The sequence below is a fragment of the Corynebacterium vitaeruminis DSM 20294 genome (genome assembly GCF_000550805.1).
GTDB classification, from domain to species: domain Bacteria; phylum Actinomycetota; class Actinomycetes; order Mycobacteriales; family Mycobacteriaceae; genus Corynebacterium; species Corynebacterium vitaeruminis.
This window is the reverse complement of record NZ_CP004353.1, coordinates 1,224,546-1,241,751: the sequence shown is the minus strand read 5'-3', so window position 1 is coordinate 1,241,751 and position 17,206 is coordinate 1,224,546. Positions and strand designations below refer to the sequence as shown.

Annotated in this window: 13 protein-coding genes and 1 tRNA gene; 6 read left to right on the top strand and 8 right to left on the bottom strand. The window is 65.2% G+C overall.

All coding sequences use genetic code 11. The features are described 5' to 3' along the window. Positions 1 to 24: 24 nt before the first annotated feature. The 4 genes from B843_RS05775 to B843_RS05760 all read right to left on the bottom strand — a co-directional run bounded on the left by B843_RS05775 (position 25) and on the right by B843_RS05760 (position 6,368). Positions 25 to 1,377, bottom strand: coding sequence for a homoserine dehydrogenase (locus B843_RS05775; RefSeq protein WP_025252570.1), 1,353 nt, complete (start codon positions 1,375 to 1,377; stop codon positions 25 to 27). Positions 1,378 to 1,724: 347 nt separating this feature from the next. Further along, positions 1,725 to 3,053, bottom strand: coding sequence for a diaminopimelate decarboxylase (gene lysA, locus B843_RS05770; protein ID WP_025252569.1), 1,329 nt, complete (start codon positions 3,051 to 3,053; stop codon positions 1,725 to 1,727). Position 3,054: 1 nt separating this feature from the next. After that, positions 3,055 to 4,707 (bottom strand): arginine--tRNA ligase, encoded by a 1,653-nt coding sequence (argS, locus tag B843_RS05765; protein WP_025252568.1) that lies wholly within the window; start codon positions 4,705 to 4,707, stop codon positions 3,055 to 3,057. 11 nt (positions 4,708 to 4,718) lie between these two features. Beyond that, a complete protein-coding gene (locus tag B843_RS05760) occupies positions 4,719 to 6,368 on the bottom strand; it encodes an L-lactate permease (protein ID WP_025252567.1) in 1,650 nt (549 codons plus the stop codon). 1,190 nt (positions 6,369 to 7,558) lie between these two features. Here B843_RS05760 and B843_RS05755 point away from each other — a divergent pair. The 6 genes from B843_RS05755 to B843_RS05730 all read left to right on the top strand — a co-directional run bounded on the left by B843_RS05755 (position 7,559) and on the right by B843_RS05730 (position 13,150). Continuing rightward, on the top strand, positions 7,559 to 8,344 hold the full coding sequence (locus tag B843_RS05755) for a (Fe-S)-binding protein (RefSeq protein ID WP_025252566.1): 786 nt from the start codon (positions 7,559 to 7,561) through the stop codon (positions 8,342 to 8,344). Further along, the gene (locus tag B843_RS05750; RefSeq protein WP_025252565.1) at positions 8,341 to 9,870 is read left to right on the top strand and encodes a LutB/LldF family L-lactate oxidation iron-sulfur protein; all 1,530 of its coding nucleotides are present in this window, start codon (positions 8,341 to 8,343) and stop codon (positions 9,868 to 9,870) included. Before B843_RS05755 ends, B843_RS05750 begins: the two co-directional genes overlap by 4 nt. A 15-nt stretch (positions 9,871 to 9,885) precedes the next feature. After that, positions 9,886 to 10,515 (top strand): LutC/YkgG family protein, encoded by a 630-nt coding sequence (locus tag B843_RS05745; protein WP_025252564.1) that lies wholly within the window; start codon positions 9,886 to 9,888, stop codon positions 10,513 to 10,515. Positions 10,516 to 10,719: 204 nt separating this feature from the next. Further along, positions 10,720 to 11,358 carry an Ltp family lipoprotein gene (locus tag B843_RS05740; RefSeq protein WP_025252563.1) on the top strand — a complete coding sequence of 213 codons (639 nt, stop codon included), beginning with the start codon at positions 10,720 to 10,722 and terminating at the stop codon, positions 11,356 to 11,358. Between the two features lie 97 nt (positions 11,359 to 11,455). After that, complete coding sequence (locus B843_RS05735; RefSeq protein ID WP_051483461.1) at positions 11,456 to 13,009, top strand: alpha/beta fold hydrolase; 1,554 nt, start codon at positions 11,456 to 11,458, stop codon at positions 13,007 to 13,009. 68 nt (positions 13,010 to 13,077) lie between these two features. Beyond that, positions 13,078 to 13,150: transfer RNA gene (locus B843_RS05730), tRNA-Arg, on the top strand. 155 nt (positions 13,151 to 13,305) lie between these two features. Here the strand turns inward: B843_RS05730 and metS are convergent. The 4 genes from metS to B843_RS05715 all read right to left on the bottom strand — a co-directional run bounded on the left by metS (position 13,306) and on the right by B843_RS05715 (position 17,170). Next, positions 13,306 to 13,479: a methionine/alanine import NSS transporter subunit MetS gene (gene metS / locus B843_RS05725; protein ID WP_025252561.1), complete on the bottom strand. Its 174-nt coding sequence runs from the start codon at positions 13,477 to 13,479 to the stop codon at positions 13,306 to 13,308. A gap of 15 nt (positions 13,480 to 13,494) precedes the next feature. Continuing rightward, positions 13,495 to 15,081 carry a sodium-dependent transporter gene (locus tag B843_RS05720; RefSeq protein WP_025252560.1) on the bottom strand — a complete coding sequence of 529 codons (1,587 nt, stop codon included), beginning with the start codon at positions 15,079 to 15,081 and terminating at the stop codon, positions 13,495 to 13,497. A 462-nt stretch (positions 15,082 to 15,543) separates the two neighbouring features. Next, positions 15,544 to 15,678: a hypothetical protein gene (locus B843_RS14180; RefSeq protein ID WP_269319741.1), complete on the bottom strand. Its 135-nt coding sequence runs from the start codon at positions 15,676 to 15,678 to the stop codon at positions 15,544 to 15,546. A gap of 316 nt (positions 15,679 to 15,994) precedes the next feature. Beyond that, a complete protein-coding gene (locus B843_RS05715) occupies positions 15,995 to 17,170 on the bottom strand; it encodes an Nramp family divalent metal transporter (RefSeq protein ID WP_025252559.1) in 1,176 nt (391 codons plus the stop codon). Positions 17,171 to 17,206: the final 36 nt, after the last annotated feature.

Here is a 17,206-nt window from a genome sequence, read left to right as displayed (position 1 = left end):
AGTTTCTCGCTCGGGTGCCGACTCTTACTGCGCGGCCAGGCGGATGACGCTCTTGATCGCCTTGACCGGCACCAGCCCCTTAACCTCTTCCACGGTGGCCGCAAGGTCGCGCTCGCGGGCGGTGTGGGTGACGAAGATGAGGCGGGCGTGTCCGTCCTTTTCCTCCTGGCGCACGGTGCGCAGGGAGATGCTGTGGTTGGCGAAGATCTGGGTCAGCAGCGCCAGCACGCCGATGCGGTCCTCGACCTCCATGTCGATGTGGTAGCGGGTGGGCACGTCGCCGAAGTCGGCGATGGGCAGGTTCGCGTAGGTGGACTCGCCCGGCGCGCGGCCGCCGAAGACCTTGTTGCGGGCGGCGCCCACGATGTCGCCGAGCACGGCGGAGGCGGTCGGGTTGCCGCCCGCGCCGTTGCCGTAGAACATGAGACGGCCGGCAGCCTCGGCCTCGATGAACACGGCGTTGAAGGACTTGTCCACGCTGGCCAGCGGGTGGGAGCGGGAGATCAGGGTGGGGTGCACGCGGGCGGAGATGGATTCGTTGCCTTGGTCGTCGACAAGCCGCTCGCAGATGGCCAGCAGCTTGATGGTGTTGCCGGACTGCTTGGCGGCCTCGATGTCCTCGGCGGTGATCGAGGAGATGCCCTCGCGGTGGACGTCGTCGGCGGTCACGCGGGTGTGGAAGGCCAGGGAGGCGAGGATGGCGGCCTTGGAGGCGGCGTCGTAGCCCTCGACGTCGGCGGTGGGGTCGGCCTCGGCGTAGCCCAGGCGGGTGGCCTCGGCGAGCATGTCGTCGTAGGAGGCGCCGGTGGAGTCCATGGCGTCGAGGATGAAGTTGGTGGTGCCGTTGACGATGCCCGCCACGGACTGGACCTGGTCGCCGGCCAGCGAGCGGCGCAGCGGTCCCACGACCGGGATGGCGGCGGCGACGGCGGCCTCGAAGTAGAGGTCGACCCCCGCGGCGTCGGCAGCCTCGGCAAGCTCGGCGGAGTGGGCGGCCACCAGCGCCTTGTTGGCGGTGACCACGGACTTGCCGTTGCGCAGGGCGTTCAGCACGAGCTCGCGCGGGTAGTCGATGCCGCCGATGACCTCGACCACGATGTCGACGTCGTCGCGGTCGATGAGCGCGCGGGCGTCGGTGGTGAGCAGCCCCTTCTGGTCGGCGAGGGAGCCCGCGTGCTTGTCCACGGAGCTCACGGCCACGCCCTTGACCTCGAGCGGGCCGCCGGAGCGGTGCTCGAAGGCTTCGGCGTTCTCGAGCATCAGGCGCAGGACCTGGCTTCCGACAGTGCCGTAACCCAGGATGGCGATGCCCACGGGCTCACCCTCCCCCTTGCCTGAGTTGTAGGTGGTGGCCGGATTGGTCGTTGCGTTCGTCATGGTGCTCCAGTCTAGTAGACGCCAGTGATTACACGAAGCCGTCTTGATGTGGTCTAACAGTTTTATTCAGAGTATGTCCCGGGGCTTGCTGCTCGACGTCAAGCCATGCCGGGTGGCCCAGCTCCCAAGGCCCGGGCCAGCCGGGGCCACCGACGCGTCGCATCGGCACCACCGGCGAGCAGACTCTAACTCCCCGAGTCTATGTCAACGTGCGGGCTCCTGCTGCTTCCCACCCGCCCCGCACCCCCAGCCCACGGCTTGGCCTATGGAAGGGTCGGGCTCTCGGCGGGGGCACCGCGTGTTCGCAGGCATCCCGGCGCCGGAAGCACCTTCGCAGAATCGTGCCGCTACGCCTCGAGAGCGAAGAAATCGTCCATGGTTTCACGCCGAAGCATGAGCGAGGCTGCTCCGTCCTCGACGACGACCACGGCGGGACGCAACGCCATGTTGTATCGGGAGCTCATCGAGTAGCAGTAGGCGCCGGTCGCCGCGAAGGCCACCAGGGTACCCGCCCCGATGTCGCTGGGAAGCTGCGCGCTATCCAGCAAAATGTCCCCCGACTCGCAGTGAGACCCGACGATGCGCGTGGTGATCGGCGTGCCGGCGACCACACGATCGACAACGCGCACGTCGTACTTCGCGTCGTAGAGCGCCGGGCGAATATTGTCGCTCATTCCGCCGTCCACGCTCAGGTAGCGGCGGGTGGTGTCGTCGTCGACGTGGACGTCCTTGACGGTTCCCACCTCGTAAACGGTCACCGTGGACGGGCCAGCGATGGCGCGGCCTGGCTCCACCATGACGCGCGGGGCCTCGATTCCCAGCTCCGCCGCGGTCTTGCCCACGGCGGTGATGAGGTCGTGGGCGACCTCGTCGACGTCGAGGGGCTCCTCGTCCTCCGTGTACGCGATGCCATAGCCACCACCGAGATCCAAAACGGCGAGGGATTCCTCACCAACGGCGTCGATAAGCTGCTTGTACAGCTCGAGGACGCGCTCGGCGGCGAGCTTGAAGCCCTCCGCGTCGAAGACCTGGCTTCCCACGTGGCAGTGCAGGCCCCGAAGCTTGAGCGAACCCGACTCGTGCGCCATGACGGCCGCCTTGTGCGCGGAGCCGGAGGCCAGCGAGAAGCCGAACTTCTGGTCCTCGTGGCTGGTGGCGATGAACTCGTGGGTGTGCGCCTCCACGCCCGGCTTCACGCGGACCAGGACGTTTTGCACGATGCCCGCCTCGCCCGCGATCTTCTCGAGGCGCTCGAGCTCTTGGAAGGAGTCCAGCACGACGGTGCCCACGCCCGCGGTCACGCAGCGGCGCAGGAAGGCCTCGGACTTGTTGTTGCCGTGGGCGGTGATGTCCGCGGCCGGGAAATCGGCGTGCAGGGCGATCTCCAGCTCCCCCAGCGAGGCGACGTCGAGGTGGAGCCCCTGCTCGGCTACCCACTTCGCGACCTGGGTAGTGAGGAACGCCTTGGAGGCGTAGTGGACGTTCTCGCCGCCGCCGAAGGCGCGGGCCATGTCCTGGCAGCGCGAGAGGAAGTCGCGCTTGTCGACGACCATGAGCGGGGTGCCGTAGGCGTCGGCAAGCGAAGGCAAGGACACGCCGCCGATCTCGACCTGGCCAGCGGCGTTGCGGACGGCGGAACGCGGCCACACGTGGGCCGGGATGTCGTTGAAGCCCACGTTACATACGCTCCGGTGCGCTCACACCGACCAGACCCAGCGCGTTGGCGAGCACCTGGCGGGTCGCGCGGGCGAGCGCCAGGCGGGCGGTGTGCAGCGGGGTCGGCTCCTCGCCCTGCTTGGGCAGGATCTGGCAGGAGTCGTAGAAACGGTGGAACGTACCGGCCAGCTCCTCGGCGTAGCGGGCCACGCGGTGCGGCTCGCGCAGCTCGGCCGCCGCCTTGACCACGGCCGGGAACTCGCCGAGGGTGCGGATGAGGTCGCCCTCGCGCTCGTGGACGAGCAACGAGAGGTCGGCGCCGTCGGGGGTCACGCCCAGGTCGGCCGCCTTGCGGGCGATCGAGCACAGGCGCGCATGCCCGTACTGCACGTAGTAGACCGGGTTGTCCGAGGACTGCGAGGCCCACAGCTCGAGGTCGATGTCCAGCGAGGAATCCACCGACGAGCGGATCATCGAGTAGCGGGCGGCGTCGATGCCGATGGCCTCCACGAGATCGTCGAGGGTGATGACGGTTCCGGCGCGCTTGGACATGCGCACGGCCTGGCCGTCGCGCAGCAGGTTGACCATCTGGCCGATGAGCACCTCCACGTTCTTCGGGTCGTAGCCCAAGGCCGCGGCGGCGGCACGCAGGCGGGAGATGTATCCGTGGTGGTCGGCGCCGAGCATGTAGATGCACAGGTCGTGGCCGCGATCGAACTTGTCCGCGACGTAGGCGATGTCGCCGGCGATGTAGGCGGCGTCGCCGTCCGACTTGATCACGACGCGGTCCTTGTCGTCGCCGTAGTTGGAGGAACGCAGCCACCAGGCGCCGTCGGCTTCGTAGAGGTTGCCGTTGTCCTTCAGCTTCTGGATCGCGCGCTCGACGGCGCCGGACTCGAACAGGGAATTCTCGTGGAAGTAGACGTCGAAGTCGGTGCCGAACTCGTGCAGGGATTCCTTGATGTGCGCGAACATCATCTCCACGCCCAGCTCGCGGAAGGTTTCCTGCATCGCTTCCGGTTCCATGTCCATGACGTCGGGGCGCTTTTCGACGACGCGGGCTGCGATGTCCTGAATGTAGTCTCCGCCGTAACCGTCCTCAGGCGTGGGCAGGCCCTTGGCGGCCGCGACCAGCGAGTTGGAGAAGCGGTCGATCTGGCGGCCGTGGTCGTTGAAGTAGTACTCGCGGGTGACCTTCGCGCCGGAGGCGGCAAGCACGCGGCCGAGCGAGTCGCCCACAGCGGCCCAGCGGGTGCCGCCGAGGTGGATCGGTCCCGTAGGGTTGGCGGAGACGAACTCGAGGTTGACGCGCAGGCCCTGGTAGGCGTCGTTGTGGCCGAAGCTCTCTCCCTCCGAGAGGACCTTGGCGACGATCGCCCCCTGGGCGGCGGCGGCCAGGCGGATGTTAATGAAGCCCGGGCCCGCGATCTCCGCAGACTCGATGGCGTCGCTGGCCGAAAGCGCCTCGGCCAGCAGCGTGCCGAGCTCGCGCGGGTTCATTCCTACCTTCTTGGCCACCTGCAGCGCCACGTTGGTGGCGTAATCGCCGTGCTCCGGGTTGCGCGGACGCTCCACGACAACCTTCTCCGGAAGCGCCGTGGTGTCCAAGTCGCGCCCGGTGAGAACGGCGACTGCTGTGTCCTTAATAAGAGTAGAAAGATCCGCTGGTGTCATGAACTAGCAGTCTAGCCGACAACCATGAAACCAAAAACTGAAGACTGCAGGAAGACGAGCACGCAGACGTACACGAGCAGACCGAGCGAGTACTTCCAGGCCTGGCCCATGATCTTCGCCTCGCCGTTTTCCATGTTGACCGCGGTCGCGGCGATGGTCAGTGTCTGCGGGCTCATCATCTTGCCGAGCGTGGCACCTGCGGTGTTGGCGCCGACGAGCAGGGTCGGGCTCACCCCCACCTGGCCAGCGGTGGTCGCCTGCATCTGGGCGAACAGCGCGTTGGCAGAGGTCGCCGAGCCCGTGACCCAGGTACCGATCCAGCCGAGCAGCGGCGACAGCAGCGGGAAGATCGCGCCGGTTCCGGCGAGGAAGGCGCCGATGGCGGCGGTCTGCCCGGACATGTTCATGACGTAGGCCAGGCCCATGACCGCGGCGATAGTCAGCGCCGAGTAGCGCATCTTATACCCACCGCGGCCGAGCTCGCCGAATCCTCCCGCGATGCTCAGCGGGTACTTGCCGTGGCAGGTGTTGGCCGCGTAGACGAGGACCGTGATCACGCCGCACAGGAAGAGGATGGTGCCCGGCGTCGACAGCCAATTAAAGTTGAACAGCGTGTTGGACACCGGCTCGCCCGCCGCGTTGACCACGTGCCCGTGCAGGCCCGGCCAGCCGAACTTCAGGTCGGTGGACTTCAGGGCCGCGGGCAGGTCGAAGCCGATCTTCCACAGGCTGGTCACCGAGAAGACGACGACGATGAGCAGGTACGGGAACAGCGCCATGACTGTGCGCTCGGTGGTGAGGTGGACGGAGTCGGCGTCGATGGCCGAGGCCTGGTCCTCCGGGGTGGTGGGCTTCCAGAAGCGCAGGAAGGCCACGCCCAAGGTCAGCGAGAGCAGGCAGGCGACGACGTCGGTGAGCACGTAGGAGAAGTAGTTGGAGGCGAGGAACTGCCCGCCGCCGAAGGCGACACCCAGCAGCAGGGCCATCGGCCAGGTCTGGCGGATGCCGCGCATGCCGTCCATGATGAACGCTAGAACGAAGGGCACGATGAGCGCGACGAAGGAGACCTGGCGGCCGGCCATCGCGGCCACCTGCTCGCCTGGGATGCCGGTGAGCAGGCCGCCGGTGGCCACAGGGATGCCCATGGCGCCGAAGGCGACCGGCGAGCAGTTGGCCACGAAGGTCACGAGCACGGCCTTCATCGGCTTCAACCCGATGGCCACGAGCATCGCCGCAACGATCGCCACTGGGGCGCCGAATCCGGCCAAGGCCTCCAGCAGACCGCCGAAGGCGAAGCCGATGAGCATCGCCTGCACGCGCATGTCGCCGCGGCCGATCTTGGAGAAGATGGTGCGCATGTCCTCGAAGCGCCCGGTCTTGACGGTGAGGTCGTAGATCCACACCGCCATCCAGATGATGTAGACGATCGGGAACAACCCGAAGAAGGCGCCCTGGGTAAAGGAGAGCACAGCTAAGTGAGTGGGCATCTTGAAGGCGAGGATGCCCACCACGAGGGCGACGACGACCGACGCGAGCGCCGACCAGTGCGCCTTCCACTTCAACACCATGAGGAAGAGGAAGAAGGCGAAGAGGGGGATGATGGCGCAGAGGGCGGATAGCTCCAGGCTGCCAGCGACCGCGTGTGTGGTCGGTGTGAACATATTCGGTGCCTCATTTCGGATTCGAGGATCGACTGCATCGGCCCTTCCGCGGGGACGAGCTGGTCAAGCGCCGCCCCGGGGATCGATCCGAGGATGGGTTCCCCTCCCCCCGCTGCGCCGCGGTGATCGGTGGCGGGCTTCAGGAGGAGGCTCCAAGAGCCAATGCATAAAAGGACTATGAAGTTGTGCCTGTGCGCGTAGCACAAAGATTGTGGGCGAATGCCGGCGGTGTGCGAGAATTCGCCGGATCGGACCCGCGGCCTTTTTGTCTGGGCTTCCGGGACAATTCCTTATCCCTTTAAGCAATCGATTTCGCCGCCGCGAAAACGTTTGGCGCAAAGGCGGTGCGAATGTGGGCACCTTTGCCATAAAGAGGCCACAAATTGATGCGGCATTTCCTCGCCGAGCGCGAAACGCCCGCCGCCGAAAGGCCCGGCCTTCCCTCACCGCCGTTCTTAATCGGTCAAGGTTGAGGCCCTAAAAGGGCCCCGCGCAAAGATCGAGGGGGAGGTGGACAAGCATCGAGGAAACACCTAAGAAACGGCCGGGCTAATTCAGGAATTTACATCCCCAATTCCGACCGATAAATCATTTCCTACGCTTTTAAAAGCCGAATTAATTCGCCGGTAATTCAGTTTATTAATGGAATCTCATCGCGCAAAAATGAATCATTTTTGTCGACCAAATTGGCAGAGGACCATCTTTCCGCCGCTCGATTCCCTTCCCACAACCCTACTATGCAACGCCGCACAGATTGCTAGCCGAGTGAGCCAAAAAGAACCGGTTTCACCGGGTGAAAAACATCACAGCGGAATTTTCGGGATAATTTTTCCCCATTTTTCGCAGCTCACCCATTCTGGTCAGACCAAAGGGGCGATGCGTTCCCACATTTTCCACCCCCGTTCACTCCACCCGCACACCACGGGTCGAAGCCAATTTCCCGCACCTCAACGCCCACTTGCCGGAAAGTTCAGAGACCCACATCACAAACCTTCCCCCACTTCACACGACCTTTTCGGCGTTTAAGAAACACTAACGTTGCGTAAATAATCGCTGCTTAAACGCCCTTTTGCGAGTTCATGATTTTTCATTCTTCGCTACTATGAAACATGTCCACTAAAAGTCGTCGGCCCCCGTTTTCGGGAGCCGGGGCGACAGATTCAGCCCACAACTCAAAGGAGCTCGAAACCGTGAGAGTTGCGCTCTTTTCCACGTGCATCGGCGACGCCATGTTCCCCGATGCCTCCAAGGCCACCGCAGTGATCCTCTCCCGTCTGGGATACGAGGTCGTCTTCCCCGAGGCGCAGACCTGCTGCGGTCAGATGCACGTCAACACCGGCTACCAGAAGGAAGCCATCCCGCTCATCGAGAACTACGTCGACGCCTTCTCCGATCCGTCGATCGACTACGTCGTGGCTCCTTCCGGCTCCTGCGTGGGCGCGGTCCGCGAGCAGCACGAGCACATCGCCGATCGCTACGGCTCCAAGGCCCTCCAGGACGGCGCCCGCACCGCCTCCAAGAAGACGCTGGACCTCCCAGAGTTCCTCATCGACGTCGCCGGCACCGACCAGCTCGGCGCCTTCTTCCCGCACAAGGTGACCTACCACCCCTCCTGCCACGGCCTGCGGTTTATCAAGCTGGGCGACCGCCCCTACCGCCTGCTCCAGAACGTCGAGGGCCTAGAGCTCATCGACCTCCCCAACAAGGAAGAGTGCTGCGGCTTCGGCGGAACCTTCTCCCTGAAGAACGCGGCCACCTCCGCGGCGATGGTCTCCGATAAGTCCCGCAACATCGAGTCCACCGGCGCAGAGTTCGTCACCGGCGGCGACTCCTCCTGCCTCATGAACATCGCGGGTTCCCTGTCGCGCCAGCACGTGGGCATCCGCGCCATTCACCTCGCCGAGATCCTCGCCTCCACCAAGGAGCACCCGTGGACCCCCACCTCGGCCGTCTACTCGAAGGAGTTCATGCTGTGAGCGTCAACCTGGGCACCCCGACCCTGCCGCCGCGCGCGTCCGAGTCCTCGGAGCTGCGGCTTGGCCCGAACTTCGTCAAGGCCGCCAACGATGGCCTCAACAACGCCACCCAGCGCCGCAACCTGACCAAAGCCACCACCACTATCCGCGAGAAGCGCGCCCGCGTGACCAGCGAGATCAGCGACTGGGAGGCCCTTCGCCAGGCGGGATCCGACATCAAGCGCGACGTGGGAGCTCGCCTCGACGAGCTGCTCGTCCAGTTCGAGGAGGCCGTCACCGCCCGCGGCGGCCACGTCCACTGGGCGCGCAACGCCGAGGAGGCCTGCGAGATCGTCACCGGCCTGGTCAAGGAGACCGGCGAGGAGCACGTGGTCAAGATCAAGTCCATGGCCACCATGGAGATCGGGCTGAACGACCACCTCAAGAAGGAGGGCATCTCCGCACAGGAGACCGACCTGGCCGAGCTCATCGTCCAGCTGGGCCACGACCGCCCCTCCCACATCCTCGTGCCCGCGATCCACCGCAACCGCGCGGAGATCCGCGACATCTTCATCCGCGAGATGCCGAATACCGACGAGTCGCTGTCCACCGAGCCCGCGGATCTCGCCGAGGCCTCCCGCACCTTCCTGCGCGAGCAGTTCATGAAGGCCAAGGTGGCCATCTCCGGCGCGAACTTCGGCATCGCCGAGACCGGCACCGTCACCATCATGGAGTCCGAGGGCAACGGGCGCATGTGCTTGACCATGCCGGAGACACTCATCTCCGTCATGGGCATCGAGAAGATCCTGCCCACCTTCCAGGACCTCGAGGTCTTCCTCCAGCTCCTGCCGCGCTCCTCCACCGGCGAGCGCCAAGCCCCGTACGTGTCCACCTGGTCGGGGGTTACCGAGGGCGACGGCCCGAAGAACTTCCACATCGTGCTCGTCGACAACGGGCGCACCGCGGTGCTCGCCGACGAGCAGGGCCGCGAGGCGCTCAAGTGCATCCGCTGCTCGGCCTGCCTCAACGTCTGCCCGGTCTACGAGCGCGCTGGCGGCCACGCCTACGGCTCCACCTACCCGGGCCCGATCGGCGCCATCCTCACCCCGCAGCTGACCGGCATCAAGGACAAGCACGATCCTTCCGCCTACCTGCCGTACGCCTCCTCCCTGTGCGGCCGCTGCAACGAGGTCTGCCCGGTGAAGATCCCCTTCACAGACATCCTCTTGGAGCTGCGCCACCAGAAGATCGAGACGGACAAGCCGAAAATCGAGGCCGGCATCATGGGCGCCATGCAGCTGGCCTGGGGCAACAAGATGGTCTGGAACAACGTCACCAAGATGGTGTTCATGGGCCGCCTCCTCGGCGGATCCAACGGCAAGATCACGCACCTGCCGAGCTTCCTCGCAGGCTGGACCGACGTCCGTGACACCGCCGTGCCGCCGAAGAAGTCCTTCCGCCAGTGGTTCGACACCGACGAGGCCAAGCAGTTGCTTGCCGACGCCCGCCGCGAGGGCATCCCCACCACCGACAGCGACAAGGCATAAGGAGCTATAAGGAACATGGACGCAAAAACTGAGATCCTGACCCGCATCCGCAATGCGAATAAGCTCGCCAACGTGCCGGAGGGCGCCTACCCCACCTCGCGCGACTACATCCACGAGACGACCCTGCCCCACGACGAGCTGCGCGACCTGCTCATCGACCGCCTCGTCGACTACAAGGCCCAGGTGGTCCACTCCTCGAAGGAGAAGCTCGCCGAGGACATCGTGAAGATCCTCAACGATCGCGGCGCCAAGGACGTTCGCTTCGCCGAGGGGCTCGATGCTTCGCTTTTCGACGCCTTCGGCGGCACGGCCACCCCGGACGATCGTGACTCCGACCCGCGCCTGCTCAACGACGTCGACGCCGTGGTCACCGACTCGCACGTGGCGTCGGCGCAGACCGGCACCATCTGCCTCGAGTCCGGCCCGCTGTGCGGCCGCCGCGCGCTCACGCTCGTGCCCGACTGCCACGTGTGCATCGTGCGCATGGAAAACGTGGTCTACGGCGTGCCGGAGATGGTCGCGCGGCTGAGCCACACGCTGCCCAACACGATGATCTCGGGCCCGTCGGCCACCTCCGACATCGAGCTCAACCGCGTTGAGGGCGTGCACGGCCCCCGCACGCTCATCTGCGTGATCGTCGACTAGCGATCGACGCACCTTGCAACCCCGGCTTCGCCTTGGCCAGCCGGGGTTTTCCTGTACACGCGTTCGAATCGGCGCATCGCCGCGTCGCGCAGGGCTCCTAGCTTGAAGATCACGGAAGAAAGAAATCCTCCATCTTCCCCCACTCCGCTCCCGCGGGCTCCCCTCCCCAACGGCGCGCCTTCACCCCTAGGAGTCATCATGACCATGCCCAACCCGTACACCACCCCTACTCCCGCGCCGGCCCCGAAGAAGAAGTCCGGCAAGCTCAAGTGGGTCGCCGTCGGCGGCGCGGCGCTCGTCGCCCTCGGCGTCGCCACCAGCCAGGGCGGCGACAGCGGCACGAGCTCTTCGAGCGCGTCGAGCACGGCGGTCGCGACGGTCGCGGCCGACGCGGTCTCCGCCGACACCGCTGGCACCACCTCCCCCACCGCCGTCAGCGAGGCCGTCGAGCAGCTGCAGGACGCCGTGGCCGCGCTCGCCCCCTCCGGGAGCGGTTCCACCGGCTCTGCCAGCACCGCCAGCGACCAGGGCTCGGTGCCCCGCGAGTACACGAACGCCCTGCGCAAGGCGGAGAGCTACTCCAAGACCATGCACATGTCCAAGCAGGGCATCTACGACCAGCTGACCAGCGAGTACGGCGAGGGCTTCAGTGCCGAGGCCGCCCAGTACGCCGTGGACAACCTCAAGGCCGACTACAACGCGAACGCGCTGGCGAAGGCCAAGAGCTACCAGGACATGATGGCCATGTCGCCGAGCGCGATCTACGACCAGCTCACCAGCGCCTACGGCGAGCAGTTCACGCCCTCTGAGGCACAGTACGCCGTGGACAACCTGCCCCAGTAACCGGTCGTGCCCGGGTTGCGGTTTCCCTGCCGCGGCCCGGGCTTATTGCTATCCTGATTCACATAATCGATTTTGTATATGAAGGGAGCTGGGTGCGATGAGAACCATCGGGACCGCCGCCGCGCTGGCAACGACGATTGCCGCGGCCGCCATCGGGCTGGCTCCGGTAGCCGTAGGCGTCGACAAGCAACAGCAAATTACCTGGGAGCAGTGCCCGGACGGGGTGACCAAGCCCGGCGCCGAGTGCGGGCGCATCGACGTGCCGCTGGACTACTCGCAGCCGGATGGGGCGACGATCAGCGTGGGCTTCATCCGCGTCAAGGGCGCGAACTCGCACGGCGCCGTGTTCACCAACCCCGGCGGACCCGGCGGCTCCGCGTACAGCTACGTCGGCGCGGACCAGCCGTTCACCCTGCCCGATTCCATCACGAGCCAGTGGGACATGGTATGGGTGCAGCCGCGCGGCTTGGTCGGATCCACCCCGATCGACTGCGGCCAGGGCGAGAGCATCGACCTGGCGAGCGCCCTGTTCAGCAACGGCGCGGCACTACGCCAGGCGTGCGAGGCGAGCAACCCCGGCTACGGCCCCCACATCACCACGGAGAACACCGCCCGCGACTGGGAGGAGGTCCGCCGCGCGCTCGGCTACGAGAAGATCAACATCCTGGGGCTCAGCTACGGCACCATCCTCGGCTCGGTCTACGCGACGCTCTTCCCGCACGTCGCCGACAAGGTCGTCCTCGACTCCGGCACCTCGCCCACGACGTTCTGGTCGGAGCTCATGCAGGCCCAGGAGGCCGGATACACGCAGGCCTTCCACGACTTCTTCGCCTACGTTGCAACGCGTAACGACGCCTACGGCTTGGGAACCACCCCGTACGCGGTCTACACGAGCTGGGCGAAGAAGGTGCAGCAGGAATCCGGCGCGTGGCCGACGATCACCCCGCCGAAGGCGACCATGGCCGACCTCCCCGCCGAGCTCGCCGCGCTCGGCCCCGCGGGACTCGACGCCTTCAACGCCGCAGCACCTACGCAGGCCAGCTCCCAGGGACTGAGCAGCCAGGCGACCACAGGCGGCAACCAGGCCGCCTCCCCGACGGTGCAGCTCACCCGCCAGATCGCCCCGATCCCACGCGAGTGGGATCACCTCGCCGCCATCGTCAGTGGACAGGAACAGACGCCCAACGTGGACGCCTCCGCCCTGTCGGAGGCGACAAAGAATATCATCGTCAACTCGCAGCTCATGCAGCAGGTCATCATGTGCAACGAGGGCTACTCCCCCACCGACCCGCTGCTATGGCCGAAGTACCTGTGGGGCGTTCTAGTCTCCAACGACCCGATCGCCACCCCGCCCGCCGCCTTCGGCTCCGGCGCGGTCTGCGCGGGCGCGGAGCCCACGACCCGCGTCCCGGCACTCGACGGTAGCCAGCTGGCAACCCGGCCGCTGGAGCTCCAAGGCACCGGCGACCCGCAGACCCCCTACGGCCTCTATCACGGCATGTCCGACCCGATGGGCTCGACCGTGGTCACCGTCCACGGCCCCGGCCACGGTCACGTGGGGCTGGGCAACGACGCCGCCGAGGCGCTCGTGGCACACTACCTGCTCACCGGCGAGGTCGCCACGACCGACCTTCCCGGATTACATACCTAAACCACATCGGTGGTAGTATTTCAAAAGCGTTGAAGACCGAGGTAACACTCGGTCACCGCTTATTTCAAGTCTCCGTAGCTCAGTGGATAGAGCATTGGTTTCCGGTACCAAAGGTCGCAGGTTCGAATCCTGTCGGGGACACAAAATCTACCCCGTGACCTCGCACAATGCGTCGCCACGGGGTTTCATCTTTCGCCCGCGCGATCGCGGGCCGATAGGCGTCGAAAAGCGAGAATCCCGCGCCCTGCAACCAGGAACGCGGGATTGATTCGTTTGAAGAGGCGCCGTGCGGCTTATTAGGCCGTCTTGTGCACGCGGTGCAGCAGAGAGGCGTCGTCGGTGCCCGGTGCATCGCCAAGCTCACCGGTGGTGTTGTCGTCGGTGCGGGAGAGCAGGAAGACGGAGAACGCGAGGCCTCCCCAGATGACGATGATGAACAGGAGCATGAGCAAAACTGCGCTGGTATTCATGATGTAGTTCTCTTTCTACTTTCCGGCAGCAAGGGGGTTCGGGGCGCCCTTCTCGCGGCCGCCGGTGGGCACGCCGTAGTCGGAGGTCGCAAGGCCGTCGAGGTACTGCGCGCCGCGGAACGGGATGAGCGGCATGACGAAGCTGCCGATCAGCATGACGGCGACGACCGCCCAGCCGAACAGGCCGATCTGGGTCGAGGAGTAGCCCTCGTAGCCCTCATTGATGAGGGTGATGATCTCGTTCGCGAGGAAGTAGATGAGCAGGACCGGGGTGGCGGCAAAGGTGAGGAACTGCCAGAACGGGCCGACGCGGACGGAGGAGACGGCGTTGATGTGCTGCTCCATCTCGCGGCGGCGGCCGGTGATCCAGCCGACGGTGAGCAGGGCGCAGACGGCGCCGAAGACGATGCCGATGTTGTTGGTGAACTTGTCCATGATGTCCAGGGTCACCAGGCCGGACGCCGTGGAGAACAGGAAGCAGGACAGCACCGCCATCACGGTGCCGGTGTAGACGGCGGCGCGGCGGCGCTCGATGTCGAACTTGTCGGCAACGGCGGAGATGACGACCTCCATGATGGAGATCAGCGAGGTGATACCGGCCAGGAACAGGGATCCGAAGAACAGGATGCCGAACAGGCCGCCGAGCGGCATGAGGTTAATGATCGTCGGGAAGGCGATGAAGGCCAGGCCGATGCCGGAGGAGGCCACCTCGTCGACCTGGACGCCCTGCTGGGCGGCCATGTAGCCCAAGGTCGCGAAGACGCCGATGCCCGCGAGGACTTCGAAGGAGGAGTTAGCGAACGCGGTCACCATGCCGGTGTTGGTCAGGTTGGTGCGCGGCTTGAGGTAGGACGCGTAGGTGATCATGATGCCGAAGCCGATGGACAGCGAGAAGAAGATCTGGCCGTAGGCGGCGATCCACACGTGCGGGTCGGACAGGACCGACCAGTTCGGGGTGAAGAAGGCGTTGAGGCCATCGACGGCACCCGGCAGGAACAGGGCGCGCACCACGAGGATGATGAACATGACGGCCAGCAGCGGCAGGAAGATGGAGGTCATCTTGCCGATGCCCTTGTTGATGTCGGTGGCCAGGGTGACGATGCACAGAAGCCACACCAGGATCATGACGATCAGGATGGACCACACAACGTTGCCGGAGTAGGTCGAGGACGGATCGGCGTTGAGGAAGTCCTTCATGAAGTAGGACTCCGGGTCATCGCCCCAGGCGTGGTTGACCGACTTGATGGTGTACAGCGCCGCCCACGCGATGATCGCCGCGTAATAGATGGCGATGAAGAAGTTCACGCCCACCTTGAACCAGCCGATGGACTCGAAGCGCTTGTCAAGGCGTCGGAAGGCCAGCGGCGTGGAGCCGCGGAAGCGGTGCCCGAAAGCGAGATCGAACCACAGGATCGGGATACCCGCGGTCAGCAGGGCGACGATGTAGGGAACGAGGAAGGCACCGCCGCCGTTTTCGTAGGCAACGTACGGGAAGCGCCAAATGTTGCCGAGGCCGACGGCAGAGCCGATAGCAGCCATGAGGAACACCAGGCGCGTGTTAAACGTATCTCGGGTATTCCGAGTGGTCGTTTCATTCGTCATGATGAGAGAACCTTTTACTTAGGCCCGAGGGCCGACTACTGAGACTGTGCCTCGCCGCCTTTCGCGTGCGCGCGACACTGCACCTCCCGCCACGGGAGGTAGGCAGCTAAATATAGACTATCGATCCCCCAATAGGGAGACATTGAGCTGAGTGTCCCAGGGAATGAGATGAACTCGTCACCCATAACCTCCCCCAGCGGCGCAGGTTTTCATCGCATTTCGCTTATCGACGTCTAAAGCAAGCGCCCACGGAAAACCGGAACACGCGAGTCCTTCCCCGTCCTTTCTCGGTAGCCGCACCCGCTGCTGCAAACAAGCGCTTTTTTGACACGACCCCGCCTGCAAATCCGCAGGTGGTCACATCTGAAGCTTGTCAAGAAAGCGCTTGTTTGCCGGAGGGGGGCCAGAAAACCCACAAGCCCGGCGATGCGCTGCGCATCGCCGGGCTGAAAATCGGTTGTCTTAGCGAGAAGACAGGCTGGAGAACCAGTTCTGGGGGTTCAGGTGCTGGCCGATCTGGGCACCGAAGTCCTGAACGTGCTGGAAGGGGTTGAACTGGGAAACCTGGTCTGCAACGTGTGCGAACTGATCGAACATGGTGTGTGCTCCTTAAGCGGGTGGCGAAGTACGCGACTTCGGGAAGTAGAAGCGGAAGCTCTGTGCTGCCGATGAGATGAATACTATGCCCGCTCAGAAACGTCGGCAAGCACCGCAAACAACGCCCTGACCTGCACGTTTTCCGATTCTGTAAGAAGCTTGGAGACGCTTTCAGCAAGTCATTTTCACAGCTAAAGGCCGCTAAAGCGAACTCGGGAAATACTCGCCAAAGTCGGTTGCTGTCTGATCGCTACAAGCTTTATGTGGAAAACCATAGACCCAGCTCAGGGCGCTTTTCAAGCGAGAAATCGAGGGGTCATTCCGCGATTGTGAGGGCCACGAGCGCGATGTTGAGCGCAACGACGGCCGCCGCCACGGCCCACACCACCGCCCGGGTAATCCGGCTATCCGCGTGCTTTCCCATCACGGACGTTGATCCCGTTGCCCAAAACAGCGGCACGATGGCGAAGGGGATGCCGAGGGAGAGCACGGCCTGGCTCCACACCAGGGCGACCGTCGGCGGGACGTGAAACCCGAGGACGACGAGGGCGGGAATGATCGTCACCAGCCTGCGCACCCACAGCGGGATGGATACGTGCAGGAGGCCCTTCATGATCTCGGAGCCAGCATACGCGCCGACCGAGGTTGACGCCAAGCCGGAGGCGAGCAGGCCGATGGCGAAGATCGTGCCCACCACGCCCCCGAGGCCCGCGACGATGGCCGCGTGCGCGCCCTCGATGGAGTCGGTACCTGCCACACCGAAGAGGGAGTGGGCCGCGAGTACGAGCAGCCCGATGTTGACGAGCCCCGCGACGAGCAGGGCCCAGGCGACATCGAACTTGCTGGCGCGAAGCAGCACGCCGATCCCGCGACGCGAGCCGCCGAAGCGGTCGTTGACCAGCGCGGAGTGAAGGTAGATGGCGTGAGGCATGACCGTCGCGCCCAGCATGGACGCCGCCAGCAGGACGGTTTCGGAACCCTCAAACCGGGGAATCAACCCGGAGGCGACCTGTCCGAGGGGAGGTGGAGAGATCGCAAGCCCCGCGAGGAATCCGAAGGCGATGACGATGAGCAAACCGATGACAACGCGCTCGAAGATGCGCTGCCGTTTTCCCTGCGCGACCAACAAGACGAAGGAGACGGCAGCCGTGATCACGGCTCCCCACAGCAACGGAATGCCGAAAAGCAGGGTCAGCGCTATGGCCCCGCCGATGACCTCCGCGAGGTCGGTGGCGGCGGCGACGATCTCCGCCTGGACCCAGAATCCGATGCGCGCCCACCGAGGCAGGCGGGCACCGAGCGTCTCCGGCAGCGACGCGCCGGTCACGATCCCCAGCTTGGCTGACTGGTACTGAATGAGCACGGCCATGAGGTTCGAGAGCACGAGGACCCACACCAGCAGGTAGCCGTAGTGGGCGCCCGCGGTGACATTGGCGGCAACGTTTCCCGGATCCACGTAGGCCACCGCGGCCACGAACGCGGGCCCCAACATCCCGGCAAGCCCCGCGCCAGCGAAGCGTCCGGGCTG

Excerpts from the sequence above, each read along its gene's own strand:
- B843_RS05775 (WP_025252570.1), bottom strand. The coding sequence starts at position 1,377 with ATGACGAACGCAACGACCAATCCGGCCACCACCTACAACTCAGGCAAG.
- argS (WP_025252568.1), bottom strand. The coding sequence starts at position 4,707 with ATGACACCAGCGGATCTTTCTACTCTTATTAAGGACACAGCAGTCGCC.
- B843_RS05760 (WP_025252567.1), bottom strand. The coding sequence starts at position 6,368 with ATGTTCACACCGACCACACACGCGGTCGCTGGCAGCCTGGAGCTATCC.
- B843_RS05745 (WP_025252564.1), top strand. The coding sequence starts at position 9,886 with ATGGACGCAAAAACTGAGATCCTGACCCGCATCCGCAATGCGAATAAG.
- B843_RS05740 (WP_025252563.1), top strand. The coding sequence starts at position 10,720 with ATGCCCAACCCGTACACCACCCCTACTCCCGCGCCGGCCCCGAAGAAG.
- B843_RS05735 (WP_051483461.1), top strand. The coding sequence starts at position 11,456 with ATGAGAACCATCGGGACCGCCGCCGCGCTGGCAACGACGATTGCCGCG.
- metS (WP_025252561.1), bottom strand. The coding sequence starts at position 13,479 with ATGAATACCAGCGCAGTTTTGCTCATGCTCCTGTTCATCATCGTCATC.
- B843_RS05720 (WP_025252560.1), bottom strand. The coding sequence starts at position 15,081 with ATGACGAATGAAACGACCACTCGGAATACCCGAGATACGTTTAACACG.
- B843_RS14180 (WP_269319741.1), bottom strand. The coding sequence starts at position 15,678 with ATGTTCGATCAGTTCGCACACGTTGCAGACCAGGTTTCCCAGTTCAAC.
- B843_RS05715 (WP_025252559.1), bottom strand. The coding sequence starts at position 17,170 with ATGTTGGGGCCCGCGTTCGTGGCCGCGGTGGCCTACGTGGATCCGGGA.